The organism is Candidatus Nanopelagicales bacterium (assembly GCA_037045355.1).
Classification (GTDB): Bacteria; Actinomycetota; Actinomycetes; order S36-B12.
Genome location: JBAOHO010000013.1, coordinates 36,021 through 51,331, shown reverse-complemented (window position 1 = coordinate 51,331; position 15,311 = coordinate 36,021). Strand labels below are relative to the sequence as shown.

The 15,311-nt window shown below is 67.7% G+C and carries 17 protein-coding genes; 7 read left to right on the top strand and 10 right to left on the bottom strand.

Annotated elements, in window-relative coordinates; translation table 11 throughout:
* The first annotated feature begins 99 nt into the window (after positions 1-99).
* The gene (locus V9E98_06840; protein ID MEI2716696.1) at positions 100-1,527 is read left to right on the top strand and encodes an LCP family protein; all 1,428 of its coding nucleotides are present in this window, start codon (positions 100-102) and stop codon (positions 1,525-1,527) included.
* Here the strand turns inward: V9E98_06840 and V9E98_06835 are convergent, their stop codons facing one another.
* Together V9E98_06835 and V9E98_06830 are read right to left on the bottom strand one after the other, a co-directional pair.
* Entirely contained in the window at positions 1,528-2,649 is a 1,122-nt protein-coding gene (locus tag V9E98_06835; protein ID MEI2716695.1) for a glycosyltransferase, read from the bottom strand. It lies immediately after the preceding gene.
* Positions 2,650-2,724: 75 nt separating this feature from the next.
* Positions 2,725-3,543 (bottom strand): glycosyltransferase, encoded by an 819-nt coding sequence (locus V9E98_06830; GenBank protein ID MEI2716694.1) that lies wholly within the window; start codon positions 3,541-3,543, stop codon positions 2,725-2,727.
* Positions 3,544-3,713: 170 nt separating this feature from the next.
* Here V9E98_06830 and V9E98_06825 point away from each other — a divergent pair, with 170 nt between their 5' ends.
* Positions 3,714-5,063 carry an LCP family protein gene (locus tag V9E98_06825; GenBank protein MEI2716693.1) on the top strand — a complete coding sequence of 450 codons (1,350 nt, stop codon included), beginning with the start codon at positions 3,714-3,716 and terminating at the stop codon, positions 5,061-5,063.
* A gap of 144 nt (positions 5,064-5,207) precedes the next feature.
* Positions 5,208-5,933, top strand: coding sequence for a hypothetical protein (locus tag V9E98_06820; protein ID MEI2716692.1), 726 nt, complete (start codon positions 5,208-5,210; stop codon positions 5,931-5,933).
* On the opposite strand, the gene V9E98_06815 is transcribed toward V9E98_06820, so the two are convergent.
* From V9E98_06815 to V9E98_06805, 3 genes are all read right to left on the bottom strand, one after another.
* Positions 5,876-7,090, bottom strand: a complete 1,215-nt coding sequence (locus tag V9E98_06815; GenBank protein ID MEI2716691.1) for an acyl-CoA dehydrogenase family protein — start codon at positions 7,088-7,090, stop codon at positions 5,876-5,878. The two genes, V9E98_06820 and V9E98_06815, sit on opposite strands and share 58 nt — an antisense overlap.
* Positions 7,091-7,204: 114 nt before the next feature.
* Positions 7,205-7,702 carry a 5-(carboxyamino)imidazole ribonucleotide mutase gene (gene purE, locus V9E98_06810; protein ID MEI2716690.1) on the bottom strand — a complete coding sequence of 166 codons (498 nt, stop codon included), beginning with the start codon at positions 7,700-7,702 and terminating at the stop codon, positions 7,205-7,207.
* A complete protein-coding gene (locus V9E98_06805; GenBank protein ID MEI2716689.1) occupies positions 7,699-8,874 on the bottom strand; it encodes a 5-(carboxyamino)imidazole ribonucleotide synthase in 1,176 nt (391 codons plus the stop codon). Before V9E98_06805 ends, purE begins: the two co-directional genes overlap by 4 nt.
* Before the next feature lie 119 nt (positions 8,875-8,993).
* Here V9E98_06805 and V9E98_06800 point away from each other — a divergent pair, with 119 nt between their 5' ends.
* A complete protein-coding gene (locus V9E98_06800; protein MEI2716688.1) occupies positions 8,994-9,503 on the top strand; it encodes a GtrA family protein in 510 nt (169 codons plus the stop codon).
* Positions 9,504-9,581: 78 nt separating this feature from the next.
* Here the strand turns inward: V9E98_06800 and V9E98_06795 are convergent, their stop codons facing one another.
* The 4 genes from V9E98_06795 to V9E98_06780 form a co-directional block, all read right to left on the bottom strand.
* Positions 9,582-10,559: an adenylate/guanylate cyclase domain-containing protein gene (locus V9E98_06795; GenBank protein MEI2716687.1), complete on the bottom strand. Its 978-nt coding sequence runs from the start codon at positions 10,557-10,559 to the stop codon at positions 9,582-9,584.
* The gene (locus V9E98_06790) at positions 10,559-11,134 is read right to left on the bottom strand and encodes a PH domain-containing protein (GenBank protein ID MEI2716686.1); all 576 of its coding nucleotides are present in this window, start codon (positions 11,132-11,134) and stop codon (positions 10,559-10,561) included. The genes V9E98_06795 and V9E98_06790 overlap by 1 nt, the downstream gene beginning before the upstream one ends.
* Positions 11,135-11,229: 95 nt before the next feature.
* Positions 11,230-11,736 carry a hypothetical protein gene (locus V9E98_06785; protein ID MEI2716685.1) on the bottom strand — a complete coding sequence of 169 codons (507 nt, stop codon included), beginning with the start codon at positions 11,734-11,736 and terminating at the stop codon, positions 11,230-11,232.
* Complete coding sequence (locus tag V9E98_06780) at positions 11,714-12,148, bottom strand: hypothetical protein (protein ID MEI2716684.1); 435 nt, start codon at positions 12,146-12,148, stop codon at positions 11,714-11,716. Before V9E98_06780 ends, V9E98_06785 begins: the two co-directional genes overlap by 23 nt.
* 33 nt (positions 12,149-12,181) lie before the next feature.
* On the opposite strand from V9E98_06780, the gene V9E98_06775 reads away from it, so the two are divergent.
* From V9E98_06775 to V9E98_06765, 3 genes are read left to right on the top strand one after another with little or no spacing between them, the layout of a single operon-like run.
* Complete coding sequence (locus V9E98_06775) at positions 12,182-13,780, top strand: acyl-CoA carboxylase subunit beta (protein ID MEI2716683.1); 1,599 nt, start codon at positions 12,182-12,184, stop codon at positions 13,778-13,780.
* The gene (locus V9E98_06770) at positions 13,777-13,995 is read left to right on the top strand and encodes an acyl-CoA carboxylase subunit epsilon (GenBank protein MEI2716682.1); all 219 of its coding nucleotides are present in this window, start codon (positions 13,777-13,779) and stop codon (positions 13,993-13,995) included. Before V9E98_06775 ends, V9E98_06770 begins: the two co-directional genes overlap by 4 nt.
* Complete coding sequence (locus V9E98_06765; GenBank protein MEI2716681.1) at positions 13,992-14,630, top strand: Maf family protein; 639 nt, start codon at positions 13,992-13,994, stop codon at positions 14,628-14,630. The genes V9E98_06770 and V9E98_06765 overlap by 4 nt, the downstream gene beginning before the upstream one ends.
* Here V9E98_06765 and V9E98_06760 read toward each other — a convergent pair.
* The gene (locus tag V9E98_06760) at positions 14,621-15,259 is read right to left on the bottom strand and encodes a GNAT family protein (GenBank protein MEI2716680.1); all 639 of its coding nucleotides are present in this window, start codon (positions 15,257-15,259) and stop codon (positions 14,621-14,623) included. The genes V9E98_06765 and V9E98_06760 overlap by 10 nt on opposite strands.
* Positions 15,260-15,311 lie beyond the last annotated feature (52 nt).

The window sequence follows — 15,311 nt, the reverse complement described above, 5'->3', positions numbered from 1 at the left end:
TGAGCGTGCGTCGCGCGAAGTTGGGCGCGCCCGCCGCGAAGTTGCGCGCATCCGCCGCGAGACTTCAGCGACAGTCACGCGGAGTCTCGGGGAGGTGCCATGTCGGGTGACCCGGCAGCGCCGACCCTCCCCCCACCAGGCCCGCCCAGCGTTCCGGACCGCCCCCAGCGGCGCCGTCGCTGGCCCCGGGTCCTGCTGATCATCGGCATCGTGCTCGCCGTCCTGGCGATCGCCGCCGGCGCCGGAGCCTATGTGCTCTACCAGAAGATGGGGCAGATCACGGTCATCCCGGTCCCCGGCGCCGAGGCCGCCCCCGTCGATGACGCTCCCGTCGACATCCTCCTCATGGGCACCGACGACCGCACCGGCAAGGGCAACCGCGGCTATGGACTGGATGCCGGGCGCTCGACCAAGCGCAGCGACACGACCATCCTGTTGCACATCTCCGCGGACCGGTCCCGGGCGCTGGCGGTGAGCATCCCCCGCGATCTGTGGGTCAAGCAGCCCGACTGCACCGGGGAGTGGGCCGGGCAGTACGCGAAGTTCAACAACGCCTTCGAGGCCGGCGGGGCCGCCTGCACGCACAAGCTCGTGGAGCAGATCACCGGGATCGACGTGAACCACGTGGTTGTCGTCGACTTCAACGGCTTCAAGAACATGGTCGACGCCATGGGTGGTGTCGAGGTGTGCCTCGAGCGTCCCGTGCAGGACTGGGAGGCCAAACTCGATCTGCCCGCGGGCAAGACCGTCGTCAACGGTGAGCAGGCATTGGGCTTCGTCCGTGCTCGCAAGTCGCTGGGCGACGGCTCCGACATCGGCCGGATCCAACGCCAACAGTCGTTCCTGTCGGCCGCGATCCGCAAGGTGACCGACAGCCAACTCCTGCTCAACCCGGCGCGGGTGTATCGCATGATCGACACGGCAACGTCGTCGTTGACGGTGTCCTCGGGACTCGACAGCGTCTCGGCCATGAAGTCCATGGCGGACAGCGTGCGGGCAGTCAAGCCCGAAGACGTCACGTTCGTGACCTTGCCGTTCACCTACCGCAGCGACCTCGCCAACGTCGACCTGGATACTGCAGCCGCCAAACCGATCCTGGACGCGATCAAGAACGACACCCCCTACCCGCCGGAAGTCACCAAGGACGCCCAGGGCGAGAAACTCACTGTCGCTCCCGAAGCCATCACCGTCAACGTCGTCAACGCCTCGGGCGGTGTCGTCGCGACCAAGGACATCACGCGCCAACTCAATGCGGGTGGGTTCGTCGTGGGGCAACGCAGTCGGGACTCCGCCGAGCCCACCACTCATGTCTCCCATGGGTCCGGGCTGAGTGACTCCGCGCGGACCTTGGCCTACGCGACCGATGCCACCAGCCTGACGGACTCCTCTGCCTCGGGAGTCACGCTCGTCGTCGGAGAGGACTGGACCGGCGTCAAGGACGGAATCGTCGTGGCCAAGCCGAAGGACACCAGTGGCAACGACACCGCTGCGCCGACTCGCGCGGACAAGGTGATCTGCGCCGGTTGATCAGCGGGTGATCCGCTCGTACAGCGCCAGGAGCCGGGGCGCCCCCTGCGACTGCCACGAGTAGTGACCGGTCACGAACCGCAGCCCGGCACGCCCCACCTCCTGCAGCCGAGGGCGGTCGGCAACGAAATGAGCGACCTGGGCAGCCGTCTCGCGTCCAACGGCGCCGCCCGGGACGAAGAGTCCGACCGTCACACCCCGGAACCGATCACGCCACGAGGTGAAGTCGCTGGCGATGAAAGGCAAGGACCGGGAGAGGTACTCGTAGATCTTGTTCGGGTCGATGTATTCATGGCTGGCGGTGTCCTCGAACAGGATCAGACCGGCATCCGCACCATCGAGCGCCGCCAACGCCTGCTCTTGCGGCAGGCTCCCGCGATAGTCGACATGGCGCCACCCAGGCAGGGACTGCGCCCGTTCGAGAGCGTCGTCGTTGACTCCGGGACCGATGAGCAGCAGTGTCGTGCGCACCCGCTCTTGCAGTTGTCCCACAAGGTCGAGCATGCGGAACAGGCCTCGGTCGGCGCTGATGCTGCCCACGTAGGCGAGCACCAGATCGTTGGCTCCCACCCGCTCGGTCCGGGCGCGGGCGGCGGCGCGCCCCGCCGCTTCGTCGACGATCGGCGGGTTGCCGATCACGATCGCGCCGGGTAGCCGCGCCAACAACTGTTCCTGGGTGACGATCACGGCGTCCGCGACTCGGGCCACCAGGGACTCCAGTGCGGCGACGGTCGCGGCAGCGGGGCGCCGCACTGGCGCCGGCAGCCACCCGCGCAACAGGATCTCGGTGCGGAAGTCCTCGTGGGTGTCGTAGATGACCCGGCAACCGCGGGCACGCAGCGCCAAGGCGATGGGGATCGTGTCGGGATTGTGCACGTGATAGACATCCGCCCCCTCCCGCCACGCCCGATGTCCGATGACCGGCAGGGACAGGAACCGCTCCAGGCGGTTGCGGTAGCGGACGGGGCGAACCGTCACTGCGTCCCGGCGGACCGGCTCACCATCGGGGGTGCGCGCGTAGAGGATGACCTCGTGGCCCGCCGCTGCCAAGGTGACGGCTTCCTTGCGGAACACGCGCACGTCGTCGTACATGTGCACCGGGGCGATCATGACGACCTTCATCCGGGTGTCCCTTGGGTCATCACGGTGTCCGTCGATCGTCAGGGTGCGCCGGCGACGCGCGCCAGGGCAACCACCTCATCGGCGGGTGACCTTCTCGAAGACCGCGTAGGCACTACGGAACCACGACGCCGGCAGCAGCCGGACGGCGAACGTGGCCCCGGCAACGCCGACCACAACCGGCCGTTGCCACCACACCGCCAGCGGCAGCGCACGCAACTTGGTCGCCAGGTCGCTGGTGGCGTAGGACCACCCGCGCCGTCGTGAGAAGTACCCCGATCCGGTGCGGTAGCGGGTGAGCGGGCGTGGGACGTTGCCGATGCGCCGCCCGCGCCGCAACAGATCCACCCACAGGCGGTAGTCCTCACCCACAGCGAGTTTCGGGTAGCGGAAGTCAGGCAGCACCGCGCGGCGGAAGAGCACGGCCGTGTTGGCGGTCGGACAGAAGAACGGCGCCTTGGCCGTGACCTCGGCAGCAGTCTCGGGGAATTTGCGGATTCCGACCTCGGTACCGGTCGGGTCCATGACCTCCAGCCAGGATGCGACGACATCGAGGCCGTGTTCGGTCAGGTATCTGACCTGCTCGGACACCCGAGTGGGCACCATGGCGTCGTCGGCATCAAGAATCGCCACGTAGTCGCCACGGCATCGGGCCAGGACCTCGTTGCGCGTGGCTGCCGGCCCGCGTGGGCCGGGCAGCGGGCAGAGTTCGATCCAGTCATGGTCCGACACGCGGGCATCGATGAGCGCCCGTGTGACGTCCGGGAGCGGCCCATCGCCGGCGATCAGGTACTGCAAGGGACGATGAGTCTGGTCGATGACGCTGTCGATGGCCTGCGCGAGGAATTGCGGATCGTCCCCGGCGTAGGTCGCCGTGACGATGCTCACGAGAGCCATTCGCTCTCCCCTCGTCCGAGCGGGAATCTACCATCGGGCGCAGTCAGACGACGGCGACGAACACGCCCATCGCCGGCTGCGGGGAACTCGAAGAGGCGTCGCTTACTCTCAAGGGTCACTAAAACCGGTACCCGAAAACGGAGGGACCCGGTCCGGAAGAAGGGTTGCCCGTGCCCCGCTCTCGCATCGTGCGCACCACTGTCGCAGTGTGCTCGGCTCTGGTCCTCATGCTGAGCGTCACGGGCTGGGCTGCCAGCGAACGGTACCTGTCCGGGCTGTCCCAGGTGAATGTGTTCAACGGGCTGGGTGGATCCTCGGTGTGGACCGGCGGCCCGACCAACATCCTCGTGGTGGGTTCGGACGACCGCACGGGATTGTCCGCCCGGGAGCGCAGCCGGCTACGCACGGGGCACGGCGACTACGGTCGTCATACCGACACCATCATCCTGGTGCACCTGGGCGGCGACCTGGGCACGGTCACCGCGGTCAGCATCCCGCGCGATTCACTGGTAACCATTCCCGGCCACACCGGCCCCGACGGCCAAGAGATCCCCGAACACGACGGCAAGATCAACTCCGCCTTCGCGACCGGCGGCCCGGCGATCACCGTCGACACGGTGCAGCGGGCCACCGGGCTCACCATCGACCACTACGTCGAGGTCAACTTCGCCGGATTCCTCAAGATGGTCGATGCCGTGGGCGGTGTGGACGTGTGCCTGGAGACGCCCTTGGTCGATGAACTCTCAGGGCTGAACCTCCCAGCCGGGCGCCAGACCATCAGCGGGCCGCAGGCACTGGCGTACGTGCGGGCCCGCTACATCGACAACGACTTCGGCCGGTCTGGGCGGCAGCAAAAGTTCCTGGCCGCGATGCTGCAGAAGGTCTTCGGCTCAGGGACACTGCTCAACCCCGTGGCGATGAACGGATTCATCGATGCCGCGGTCGGCAGTGTCACCACGGATGAGAGGCTCACGCGCGACGCCCTGGCCGCACTCGCCGGCCGTTCGACGGAGTTGGACTTGGGCAACGTCGTGTTCACCACCGTTCCGGTCAGCGACGGCAATCACACGCACGAAGGCGAGAGCACGGTCTTGTGGGATGCCGCAGCGGCGGAGGCGATGTTCACGGCACTCGACGAGGACCAGCCGCTCCCACCGGCGCCCAAGGTCACCCCGGTTGAGGTCGCCCCGGGCGAGATCTCCGTGGCCGTGACCCCCACCGGGCCCCACGGCGAACAAGCTGTGACCGACCTCGAGAGTGCGGGATTCGCGCTCACCACGGCGGAGTCCGCGTCTTCGACGCCTGCCACCACCGTGGTCGAGTACGACCCCGCCTACCCGAAGTCCCTGGCCACCGTTCAGGCAGTCCTTCCCGACGCGGAGTTCGAGCAGAGCCCCGGGATCGGGGAGACCTTCCAGATCACGGTCGGCGCCGACTACACCGGTGCGGCACCGGTGCGGTCCGCCACCAACGGCGTCGAGGCGACCGCACGCTCCGCCAAGGACGACATCTGCCAGTGAGGCACCACGGCCTGCGGCCTCGGCCTTGCCGCTTGCTTCAATCCACCGGTCCTCGGCTCCCCCACGGCTTCGACGTGGAGGGGCCCCGAGCGTCACCAGCGGGGTGGCATGGCAAGGCGCGAGGGCAGTGTGGGCCACTGTTGAGTGGCTGTAACGAAGCCAGGGTGCCTCGATGGTGACGCGCGCAGCCGGTGGATCGGTGAGAGCGGACTGGGCGCGAGACTGCTTGATGTGGGCGCGGCGCGCCAATCGATGCTCTCGGCGGATCTCGGCCTCACGCCACCGGCGCTGATCGTCATCACTTTCCAGCACCAACTCCGGGACTTCCCGGGGGCGCTCGTCCTCGCCGACGCTGACGAACACCAGGTAGGCGGAGGCGACATGGTGATCGGAATCGGCAGCGTCATTCCACCGCTGAGCAGTGACCTGCACCCCGACCTCCATGGAGGTGCGGCCGACCCAGTTGACCTGGGAGCGAGTGGTCAGGATGTCCCCGACTCGGACCGGCTCCACGAAGACCATCTCGTCCATGGCCGCGGTGACCGCCGGCGCGCGGCAGTGTCGCGCCGCACAGGCCCCGGCTGCATCGTCGACGGCTTTCATGATGACGCCGCCGTGCACGTTCCCGTGCAGATTGGCATCGCCGTCATCCATGATCCGAGCCAGCGTGATGCGCGAATACGACGTCGGTTTCGCCGAGAGGCTGCTCATGGGGCCCCATCCTGCCAGCCCGTCATCCCGCCAGTCCTGCGCGACCTGGTCGGCTCACTCTGGCCGGCGGGTCATCATCGGGTCGCGGCAGCCCCGGCCGGTCAGCGCAGGAGCGACCGTGCCATCACCAGGCGCTGGATCTGGTTCGTGCCCTCGTAGATCTGGGTGATCTTCGCGTCGCGCATCATGCGTTCGACCGGATGATCGCGCACGTAGCCCGCGCCTCCGAACACCTGGACCGCGTTGGTCGTGACCTCCATGGCCGTGTCCGATGCGAAGCACTTGGCCGCGGCCCCGAAGAACGACAGGTCCGGTTCCATCCGCTCGCACTTCGCGGCTGCTTGGTAGACCAGCGACCGGGCTGCGGCGATCTTCATCGCCATGTCGGCGATCATGAACTGCAGCCCCTGGAACTCCGCGATCGCCTTGCCGAACTGCTTGCGCTCCCGCGCGTAGCCGACGGCAGCGTCCAGCGCGCCTTGAGCCATACCGAGCGCCTGGGCCCCGATGGTGATGCGGGTGATGTCCAGGGTCTGCATGGCGTAGGTGAATCCGGCCCCCTCGGTTCCGATGAGACGGTCCGCTGGGATGCGCACGTTCTCGAAGAAGATCTCGCGTGTGGGTGAGCCGTGGATCCCGAGTTTGCGTTCTGGTGTACCCAGCGAGAACCCGGGATCGTCGTCGTGCACGACGAACGCCGAGATACCCCGCGCACCCTGCTCCGGATCGGTACTGGCCATCACCGTGTAGTACTTCGAGATACCCGCGTTGGTGATCCAGGACTTCTGACCGTTGAGAACGTAGTGGTCGCCATCTCGTACGGCGCGGGTCTTCATGGCCGCTGCGTCGCTGCCGGCCTCACGCTCGCTCAGCGCATACGAGAACATGGCCGCGCCGCTGGCGACCTCGCTGAGGTAGCGCTGCTTCAGTTCCTCGGACCCGCCCACCAACAACGGAGTCGTGCCGAGTTTGTTGACCGCTGGGATCAGGGAACTGGACCCGCAGACGCGAGCGACCTCCTCAGCCACGATGCAGGACGCCAGCTGGTCGCCACCCTCACCCCCATAGGCCTCAGGGATATGGATCGCGTGGAAGCCCGCCGCCACCAGCGCTTCATAGACGTCCTGCGGGAACTCACCTGACTCGTCGATCTGAGCCGCTCGGGGGGCGATCTTGTCCTCGGCCAGTCCACGCACCGCTTCACGCAGCGCCTCGTGTTCTTCGCTGAGCTGGAACAAGTCGTAGTTCGGGTTGGGCTCGTACGGCACAGGGCACTCCATCTCGATCTCGGGATCTCGGATCACGGGCCGGGCCATGGGGCCGGATCACGGGCCGGACCATGAGGTCCGGCGGCGTGACGCGCGGCGTCATGAATCGGTGCCTTCAGGGTACGCGGCCGGCCTGCGACGACCGGCTGAGGCCAGTGCCGACTACGGCTGCAGGTCTCGTAGCGCAGCGCCCTTGGCGGCGGCTGTCGCTTCCAAGTCGGAGCGGTGATCGTCCAACCTCCGGCGCAGACCCTCGTCGGCCGTGGCCAGAATCCGGACGGCGAGAAGTCCGGCGTTCGCGGAGTTGCCGATGGCAACCGTCGCCACGGGTACACCGGTGGGCATCTGCACGATGGACAACAGCGAGTCCAATCCGTCGAGGTTGCGCAGCGGTACCGGGACGCCGATGACCGGCAAGGACGTGACCGCCGCCAGCATGCCCGGCAGGTGGGCGGCGCCGCCGGCACCGGCGATGATCACCTTGAGTCCACGGGCGGCGGCCACTTGGCCGTAGGCCAGCATCGCGGCCGGCATCCGGTGCGCGGACACGACGTCGACCTCGTGGGCGACCCCGAAGTCGGTGAGAATCTGGGCAGCCGCCGACATGACGGGCCAGTCGCTGTCACTGCCCATGACGACGCCGACCAGTGGCTCACTCATCGGATGACTCCTGTCAGGTAGTCGGCGGCGTGGCGGGCCCGCGCCAGCAGGTCTTCGGGATCGTCCCCACTGACCGTCACATGGCCGATCTTGCGTCCTGGCCGGACCTCTTTGCCGTACATGTGGATGTGCAGGGCGGGGTCCCGGGCCATGCAATGCAGATAGGCCCGGTACATGTCGGGGTGGTCACCGCCCAGCACGTTGACCATGACCGTGAACGGCGCAACAGGCTCGGGGCTGCCCAAGGGCAGGTCGAGCACGGCGCGCAGGTGGTTCTCGAATTGGCTGGTGACGGCCCCCTCGATGGTCCAGTGACCGGAGTTGTGGGGCCGCATCGCCAACTCGTTCACGAGCACGTTGCCGTCCACGAAGAACATCTCGACCGCGAGCATCCCGACCACATCCAACTCACCGGCGATGCGCAACGCGAGTTCCTGAGCGGCGACCGCGGTGTCATCGTCGATGTCGGGGGCGGGGGCGACGACTTCCTTGCAGATCCCATCGGTCTGGACAGTGCGCACCACCGGGTAGGCCACCGCCTGCCCGTGGGGTGAGCGCGCCACCTGGGCCGACAACTCGGCGGTGAACGGGACGTACTGCTCGATCAGCCACCGGGCGCCGGGCTGCAAGGGATGGGCCAGGACCTCGGCCAGTTCGGTCTCGTCGGCGGCCACCCACACCCCGCGCCCGTCGTATCCCCCCCGCGAGGTCTTCACGACCGCGGGCCACCCGATCTCAGCGGTGACGTGAGCCATCGTGGTGCCCGGACCCCACTCGAGCCACGCGGGGCAGGGTGCTCCGGCAGCGGTCAACGCCTGACGCATCACGATCTTGTCCTGCGCGTGGGTCAAAGAATGACTTCCGGGTCGGACCTGGGTGCCCGACGATTCGAGCGCCGCCAGCCCCGGAGCAGGCACCTGTTCATGGTCGAACGTGACAACATCACAGCCCCGCCCGAAAGCTGCCAGCGCCTCGGGGTCGTCCGGATCACCGACAACGACATCACGAACGGCCCGGGCGGCGCTGTCGTCGGCGCGCGCCGACAACACCGTGAACCCGATTCCCAGGGCGATCGCCGCCGGCTGGGTCATCCGGGCCAACTGACCACCGCCGACCATGCCGACCACCGGAAAGCCGCGCGGCGGTTCCAGAGCGGGAGGGGACTGCGTCATAGGGTGAAGCCTATTGGAGGGTGGGGTCAGGGGCAGGAACGGCGGCAACACGGTCACGGCCGGGTGGCGCGGCGGGTTTCGCCTTTCTTCCCCCCGGGTAGTGTGATGGAGTGGTAACTGTGGCGACTGTCCGTGAACGTGCTGAGCATTCTCTGCCCGCACCGCTTCGTCCTTTCTCAGGACTGATCCGCGAGTTCAGCAAGTTCGGAGTCGTCGGTTTCGTCGCCCTCATCGTCGATGTCGGGCTTTTCAACCTGCTCATGTTCGCCGGCCACGGCCTCCTGGACGACAAGCCCCTGACCGCCAAGGCGATCTCCGTCATCGCCGCCACCGCCGTCTCCTACGGCCTTAATCGCAACTGGACCTTCTCCCACCGCGGTGGGCGCAGTTCGCGTTGGCGCGAGTACCTGTTGTTCTTCGGGCTCAACGGTGTGGCAATGCTCATCACCTTGTCCGTGCTGTGGTTCTCCCACTACGCATTGGGCCTGGATTCCCCGCTGGCTGACAACATCTCCGCGAACGTGATCGGCCTGGGCCTCGGCACCGTGTTCCGCTTCTGGTCCTACCGCAAGTGGGTGTTCCCGGCTGAGCAGGCCGAAGGGGAACGCACCCCTAACGCCTTGATCTGATCTGCGTCTCGATCAGCCGTCTGATTCCCAAGCCCTCATCGGGCCCTTGTCCGGAACGGAACTGCCGAACCTCGCGACTCACTCCGCGGCGGTCACGGCATAGGGCCGCACGATCCCCAGTCCTCGCACGGGCCGGGGTGTGAGGGCCTTGATGGTGTAGTCCACATCGAACCCCGAGAGCGCGTGCAGCGCCTCCGAGGTCGTGCCGTCGACGATGGTGGTCCCCGGTCGGGCCAGCGCGGTCATCCGCGAGGCGCGGTTGACGGTCGTGCCGAAGACGTCGCCCATCCGATTCAGAACCGAACCGGTTGCCAGGCCGATCCGCAGTTGTGGCATTCCGCGCACGTCGCTCGGGAGGGTGTGCAGGGACAAGGCGATCTGGATCGCCTGACCAGGCGCGGCGGCCACGAACATGACTTCATCGCCCAGTGTCTTCACGAGGCGCGCCCCGATGCCGTGGACGAGATCCGCGCTGGCCGCCTCGAACGCCTGAACCAGCCCCGCCAGCTCGACTTCGTCCAGTTGCCGCGACAGTCGCGTGAACGACACCATGTCGGCGAATCCGACAGTGGCCACCGACTCGCTGTCGCCCTCCTTCGCGTCGGGCTGCTCCAGGTAACGCCCCAACGTGGCGGCGAGTTGGCGACGCCACACATAGCCGAGCAGCAACTCGAACTCCGGGAGCAGCTCCGACATCTCACCGGACAGCGCGTCCAGGGTGTCTCCCTGCCAGGCGAGACCCTCATCCGTGACGCGCCGACCCAGGGCCTCGACCTGCCACTCGGCCAGTCGGGCCGAGGTCTGCCCCATGGAGCGCGCCACCTCGACGATGCCATCCATGTCGATCAGGCCCCGCTCCATCAAAGCCGCCACGCGAAGGAGCGCGTTGAGGTCGGCATCGGTGAAAGCGCGCGCCTCGCCCACGTCGGGGAATCCCATGGCCCGCCACAGCCGCCGCACCTCGGGCAGAGTCAACCGGGAAGCAGCGGCCATCTCGTCGGGTGTGTAGCGCTCCGTGCCGCCCAGGACAACTGCTTCGAGTTCGTCCTCGTCCATCAGGACGGCTGGCCACCGTCAGCAGTCGGTGGGCGTCGGGTGCCGAACTCATTGGCGATATCGGACATTGTCGACCGACGCCGATACTCGTCGTCATCTTCGTGCAGCCGATTCACCTCGCGCTGGATCTCCTCGACGTTGGGGACATCGTTGATGATCAGCGCCTCGTCGCTGGCGGAGTCGATCGTGAGCATGCCGTAGTTCAGCAGCCGCCCCCCGACACTGACGTCGAACGACACGTTGTTCACCTTGCTCAGTGGCATGTCGCGGCCGTGCCGCGCGATGAGGCCAGACCGCACGATGATGCGGCGGTTGGTGAAGACGTACTGCGTGGTGACCCAGTACAGGAAGGGCCGGATGACGAACACGATCAGGATGAACAGGCAGATGATCACGATGATCCAGGTCCCGATCGCCGAGCCCCCCAACCAGTCGTTCACGGCACGCATCACGAAGAACAGCCCGAAGACCAAGGCGAGGAGGATCAGGCCCGGGACCACGAGTGCCCGCCAGTGCGGCCTCATCTCGAACTCGACCTGTTCGCCGTCGGACAGCAGTTTCTGCGGGTAACCCATGCGCATACCGTACTGCCCGGAAGCCGTCGGCGGCAGGGCTCTGGACCTGTCGGCAGCCCTGCCTCGCACGCCTCGTGAACCCTCGGGAAAGGCGCCTACTGGTCCGGCGCGGAGATGGGTACTCGTCCGGGGCGGAGGTGGGTGACGTCCCCGGCGGACAGCAGGCGTGTCCCGTGCGGTCCGGCCACCTCGAGACGGCCATCGTCGTCGATCGCGGTGGCCGTTCCCGTCAACTGCGACCCGTCGGGCAGCAGCACGCTCACGGGGCTCCCGATGGTGGCGCACATGGACCGGTAGCGGTCGAGCAGACCACAGGCGGCGGCGCTGAATCCCGCTTCCCGCCAGCGTTCGTAGGAACCGTGCAGGTGGGTGAGCGCGGCCACGAGCAACTCCGCGCGATCAACCGGCGCGGCGTGTTCGGACAACGATGTCGCAGTGTCGACGGGCAGAGCCGAGTGGGGAACCGACACATTGATCCCGCACCCGACGACGACGCCACCCGTCCCCCCCTCGGCCAGGATCCCGGCGACCTTGCCCCCGACACCTGCGTCCCTGCCCCCCTCACCGCGGCTGCCCCCCTCACCGCGGCTGCCCACTCTCACCGGGGCCGCCCACATCGCTGCCCCAGGCGAGCATCACGTCATTGGGCCACTTGAGCGTCGGCGCCAGACCGGTGACATCCGCGATGGCGACTGCGACTGCGACAGCGGCCAGGACGGGAACGAATCCCGCTCGTGACGCCGGCGGCGCCAACGCCACCGAGAACGACAAGGTCGTGCCAGGCGGCGACGCCCACACCCTCCCCCGGCGCCCGCGACCCGCCACCTGCTCCCCCGCTGCGATGACGGAGCCCTCGTGCGCCATGCCCTGCTCCAGTCGGGCCAACAGGTCGGAGTTCGTGGAACCGGTCGACTCGACCACGTCGATGTCGCGCCACGGCAGTGCCGAACCGGCGAGCAGTGCGGACACGCGAGCCGCCGACAGGTCACCGGGCGGAGATGAAGTTGCGGGCACGGCCATAATGTAGGGAACCCACCTGGAGGTGTCATGAGCGCCGTAGCCCCGGACTCACCGGCCGATCAGATCGACCTGACCACCACGGCCGGCAAGGCCACCGATCTGGCGAATCGCCGCCACGAAGCTCAGGGGCGGCGCCAAGCAGCCGTCGACAAGCAGCACGCCAAAGGCAAGATGACCGCGATGGAGCGGGTCGAGGCGCTGCTGGACGAGGACTCCTTCCAGCAGATCGACGGGCTGGCCCGGCACCGTTCCCACAACTTCGGCCTCGAGAAGAACCGCCCCTACGGCGACGGTGTGGTCACCGGGTACGGCACGATCGACGGGCGCCCGGTCTGCGTGTTCGCGCAGGACTTCACCGTGTTCGGCGGGTCGCTGGGTGAGGTGTTCGGCGAGAAGATCGTCAAGGTCATGGATCTGGCGCTGAAGACGGGGTGCCCGGTCATCGGCATCAACGACTCCGGTGGCGCGCGCATCCAGGAAGGCGTCGTGTCCCTGGGGATGTACGGCGAGATCTTCATGCGCAACGTGCGCGCCAGCGGCGTGATTCCGCAGATCTCCCTGATCATGGGACCTTGCGCCGGGGGTGCCGTGTACTCACCGGCGATCACGGACTTCACGGTGATGGTCGACCAGACGTCGCACATGTTCATCACCGGGCCCGACGTGATCAAGACCGTCACCGGCGAGGACGTCGAGTTCGAGGAACTCGGCGGCGCCCGCACCCACAACTCCAAGTCCGGCGTGGCGCACTTCATGGCCGCCGACGAAGAGGATGCCCTCGACTACGTTCGGTCCCTGCTGGCTCACCTGCCGAGCAACAACCTCGAGGACCCGCCCCAGTTCGCCGTCGAGGCCGATCTGGCGATCTCCGACGAGGACAAGGAGTTGGACACCCTGCTCCCCGACTCCGTCAACCAGCCCTACGACATGCACACGGTGATCGAGCACGTCCTCGACGACGGCGACTTCCTGGAGACCCAGCCGCTGTTCGCACCCAACCTCATCACCGGGTTCGGCCGCGTCGAGGGTCACGCCGTCGGCATCGTCGCCAACCAGCCGATGCAGTTCGCCGGCACCTTGGACATCGACGCCTCGGAGAAGGCGGCGCGGTTCGTGCGCACCTGCGACGCGTTCAACGTCCCGGTGCTGACGTTCGTGGACGTCCCGGGCTTCCTGCCCGGCACCGACCAGGAGTGGGACGGCATCATCCGGCGCGGCGCCAAGTTGATCTACGCCTACTGCGAGGCCACCGTCCCTCTGGTCACGGTGATCACGCGCAAGGCCTACGGCGGCGCCTACGACGTCATGGGGTCGAAACACCTGGGCGGCGACATCAACCTGGCGTGGCCCACCGCCGAGATCGCGGTCATGGGGGCCCAGGGGGCCGTCAACATCCTGCATCGCAAAGAACTCGCCCAGGCCGCCGACCCGGACGCCACCCGCGCCGAGTTGATCGACGACTACCAGCGCACGCTGTGTAACCCCTATCAGGCGGCCGAGCGCGGCTACATCGACCGCGTCATCTTCCCGCACGAGACCCGCACGCAGGTGGTGCGGGCGTTGCGTGCCCTGCGCAACAAGCGCAAGGAGAACCTGCCCCGCAAGCACGGAAACATCCCGCTATGAGCGACGACACCGCCCCACCTGCGGCGCCCGCACTGCGCATCGTGTCCGGCGACCCGGATCCCGAGCATGTGGCGGCTCTGGTGGTCCTGTTCTCCGCTCTGGGTTCGACTCCTGCCCCGGAACCCCGAGTCAGCGCCTGGTCCGGATCGGCTCGGGCCGCCCGCCGGTCACCGCGGCCCGGACCGGACTCGTGGCGGCTGTCCATGCGCCGATGACGGCATCCGAGTGGGACGTCGTTCTCGCCAGTGCCTCCGCGGCCCGAGCCGGCCTGCTCGCCAACGCGGGCCTCACCGCCCGGTCGATCGTCAGTTCGGTCGACGAGGGCCCGATCACGGCCGCATGGGACCCGGCGGACGCCGCGGGCCTGGTCCAAACACTCGCCGATCTCAAAGCCGACGACGTGGTCGCACAACTGGGTGCCGTTGCCCGGCCCACCATCGTGCTCGCCGCGGACTCGATGTTCCGGTTCGACGGGGAGCTGCTGGGCAAGCCCGGCGACGCGCAGACCGCCACCCGCCGGCTGGCGGCACTCTCGGGACGCACCGGACACCTGCTCACCGGACACACGGTGGTCGTGCGACAGCCGGACGGACGGGATTCCCGTGCCCACGAGGTGGCCGCCACAGAGATCTGGTTCGCCGAGTTCGACGATGCGGAACTGGCGGCGTACGTGGCCACCGGTGAGCCTCTCGACGTCGCGGGGGGGTTCACTCTCGACGGCATCGCCGCACCGCTGATCCAGGGGATCTCCGGGGATCCGAGCAACGTGATCGGCCTCTCGCTGCCGTTGATCCGGCGTCTGCTCGCCGACTTGGGTGTCTTCTGGCCCGATCTATGGGCTCAGAGCTGACGACCAGCCGCGTCGTAAGCCCGGTAGGCGAGCCCGGCCGGTCGTCCCGCCGGGGACCGTTCGCCGGCCACGATCGGGTACTCCGTGGCCAGCAACGAGAACGTGACGATGTCGCGTGGTTCCTGATCGGGCCACGCTGCGCGACCGCGCAGCACCCCTTCTTCCAGGTATCCGAGCTTCCTCGGGATCGCCAGACTGGCCGAGTTGTCCGCCTCGACGTCGATCTGGATCCGGCGGGCGCGGCAGTGCCGCAACCCCACATCGGTCAGGGTCCCCACGACGTGGGTCGCGAGACCCCGCCCGATGCTGTCGGTCCGCACGAAGTAACCGATCTCGAGACTGTCGGGTGTCCCCCTGCGATGCAGCCCAGTGCCGCCGAGTTGCCGTGAGCCATCGAGGGTGAAGACCCCCAGGGCGTAGTCGGTGTCGGCGTCGAAGCGCGACCTCATACCTCGCAGAAGCTCCACCTTCTCGGCGACGCTCTGGGGATCGTCCAGCGCCCAGGGCATCCGCGCCTGCAACTCCGGCAGGCTCGAGTCGACGCACTCCTTGAGCAAGGGGGCGTCAGCCGGGTCGTAGCAGCGGATCACGACCCGCTCGGTCTCGATCCGATACGGCGGGGTGCGCATCGCGCCACTGTAGGAGACCGAACCCGCCTGCCCAACATCGGATACACGGGTT

Bases quoted from the DNA above. Each gene is read 5' to 3' on its own strand.
- V9E98_06840 (MEI2716696.1), top strand. From the start codon at position 100: ATGTCGGGTGACCCGGCAGCGCCGACCCTCCCCCCACCAGGCCCGCCC.
- V9E98_06835 (MEI2716695.1), bottom strand. From the start codon at position 2,649: ATGAAGGTCGTCATGATCGCCCCGGTGCACATGTACGACGACGTGCGC.
- V9E98_06830 (MEI2716694.1), bottom strand. From the start codon at position 3,543: ATGGCTCTCGTGAGCATCGTCACGGCGACCTACGCCGGGGACGATCCG.
- V9E98_06815 (MEI2716691.1), bottom strand. From the start codon at position 7,090: ATGGCCCGGCCCGTGATCCGAGATCCCGAGATCGAGATGGAGTGCCCT.
- purE (MEI2716690.1), bottom strand. From the start codon at position 7,702: ATGAGTGAGCCACTGGTCGGCGTCGTCATGGGCAGTGACAGCGACTGG.
- V9E98_06805 (MEI2716689.1), bottom strand. From the start codon at position 8,874: ATGACGCAGTCCCCTCCCGCTCTGGAACCGCCGCGCGGCTTTCCGGTG.
- V9E98_06795 (MEI2716687.1), bottom strand. From the start codon at position 10,559: ATGGACGAGGACGAACTCGAAGCAGTTGTCCTGGGCGGCACGGAGCGC.
- V9E98_06790 (MEI2716686.1), bottom strand. From the start codon at position 11,134: ATGGGTTACCCGCAGAAACTGCTGTCCGACGGCGAACAGGTCGAGTTC.
- V9E98_06775 (MEI2716683.1), top strand. From the start codon at position 12,182: ATGAGCGCCGTAGCCCCGGACTCACCGGCCGATCAGATCGACCTGACC.
- V9E98_06770 (MEI2716682.1), top strand. From the start codon at position 13,777: ATGAGCGACGACACCGCCCCACCTGCGGCGCCCGCACTGCGCATCGTG.
- V9E98_06765 (MEI2716681.1), top strand. From the start codon at position 13,992: ATGACGGCATCCGAGTGGGACGTCGTTCTCGCCAGTGCCTCCGCGGCC.
- V9E98_06760 (MEI2716680.1), bottom strand. From the start codon at position 15,259: ATGCGCACCCCGCCGTATCGGATCGAGACCGAGCGGGTCGTGATCCGC.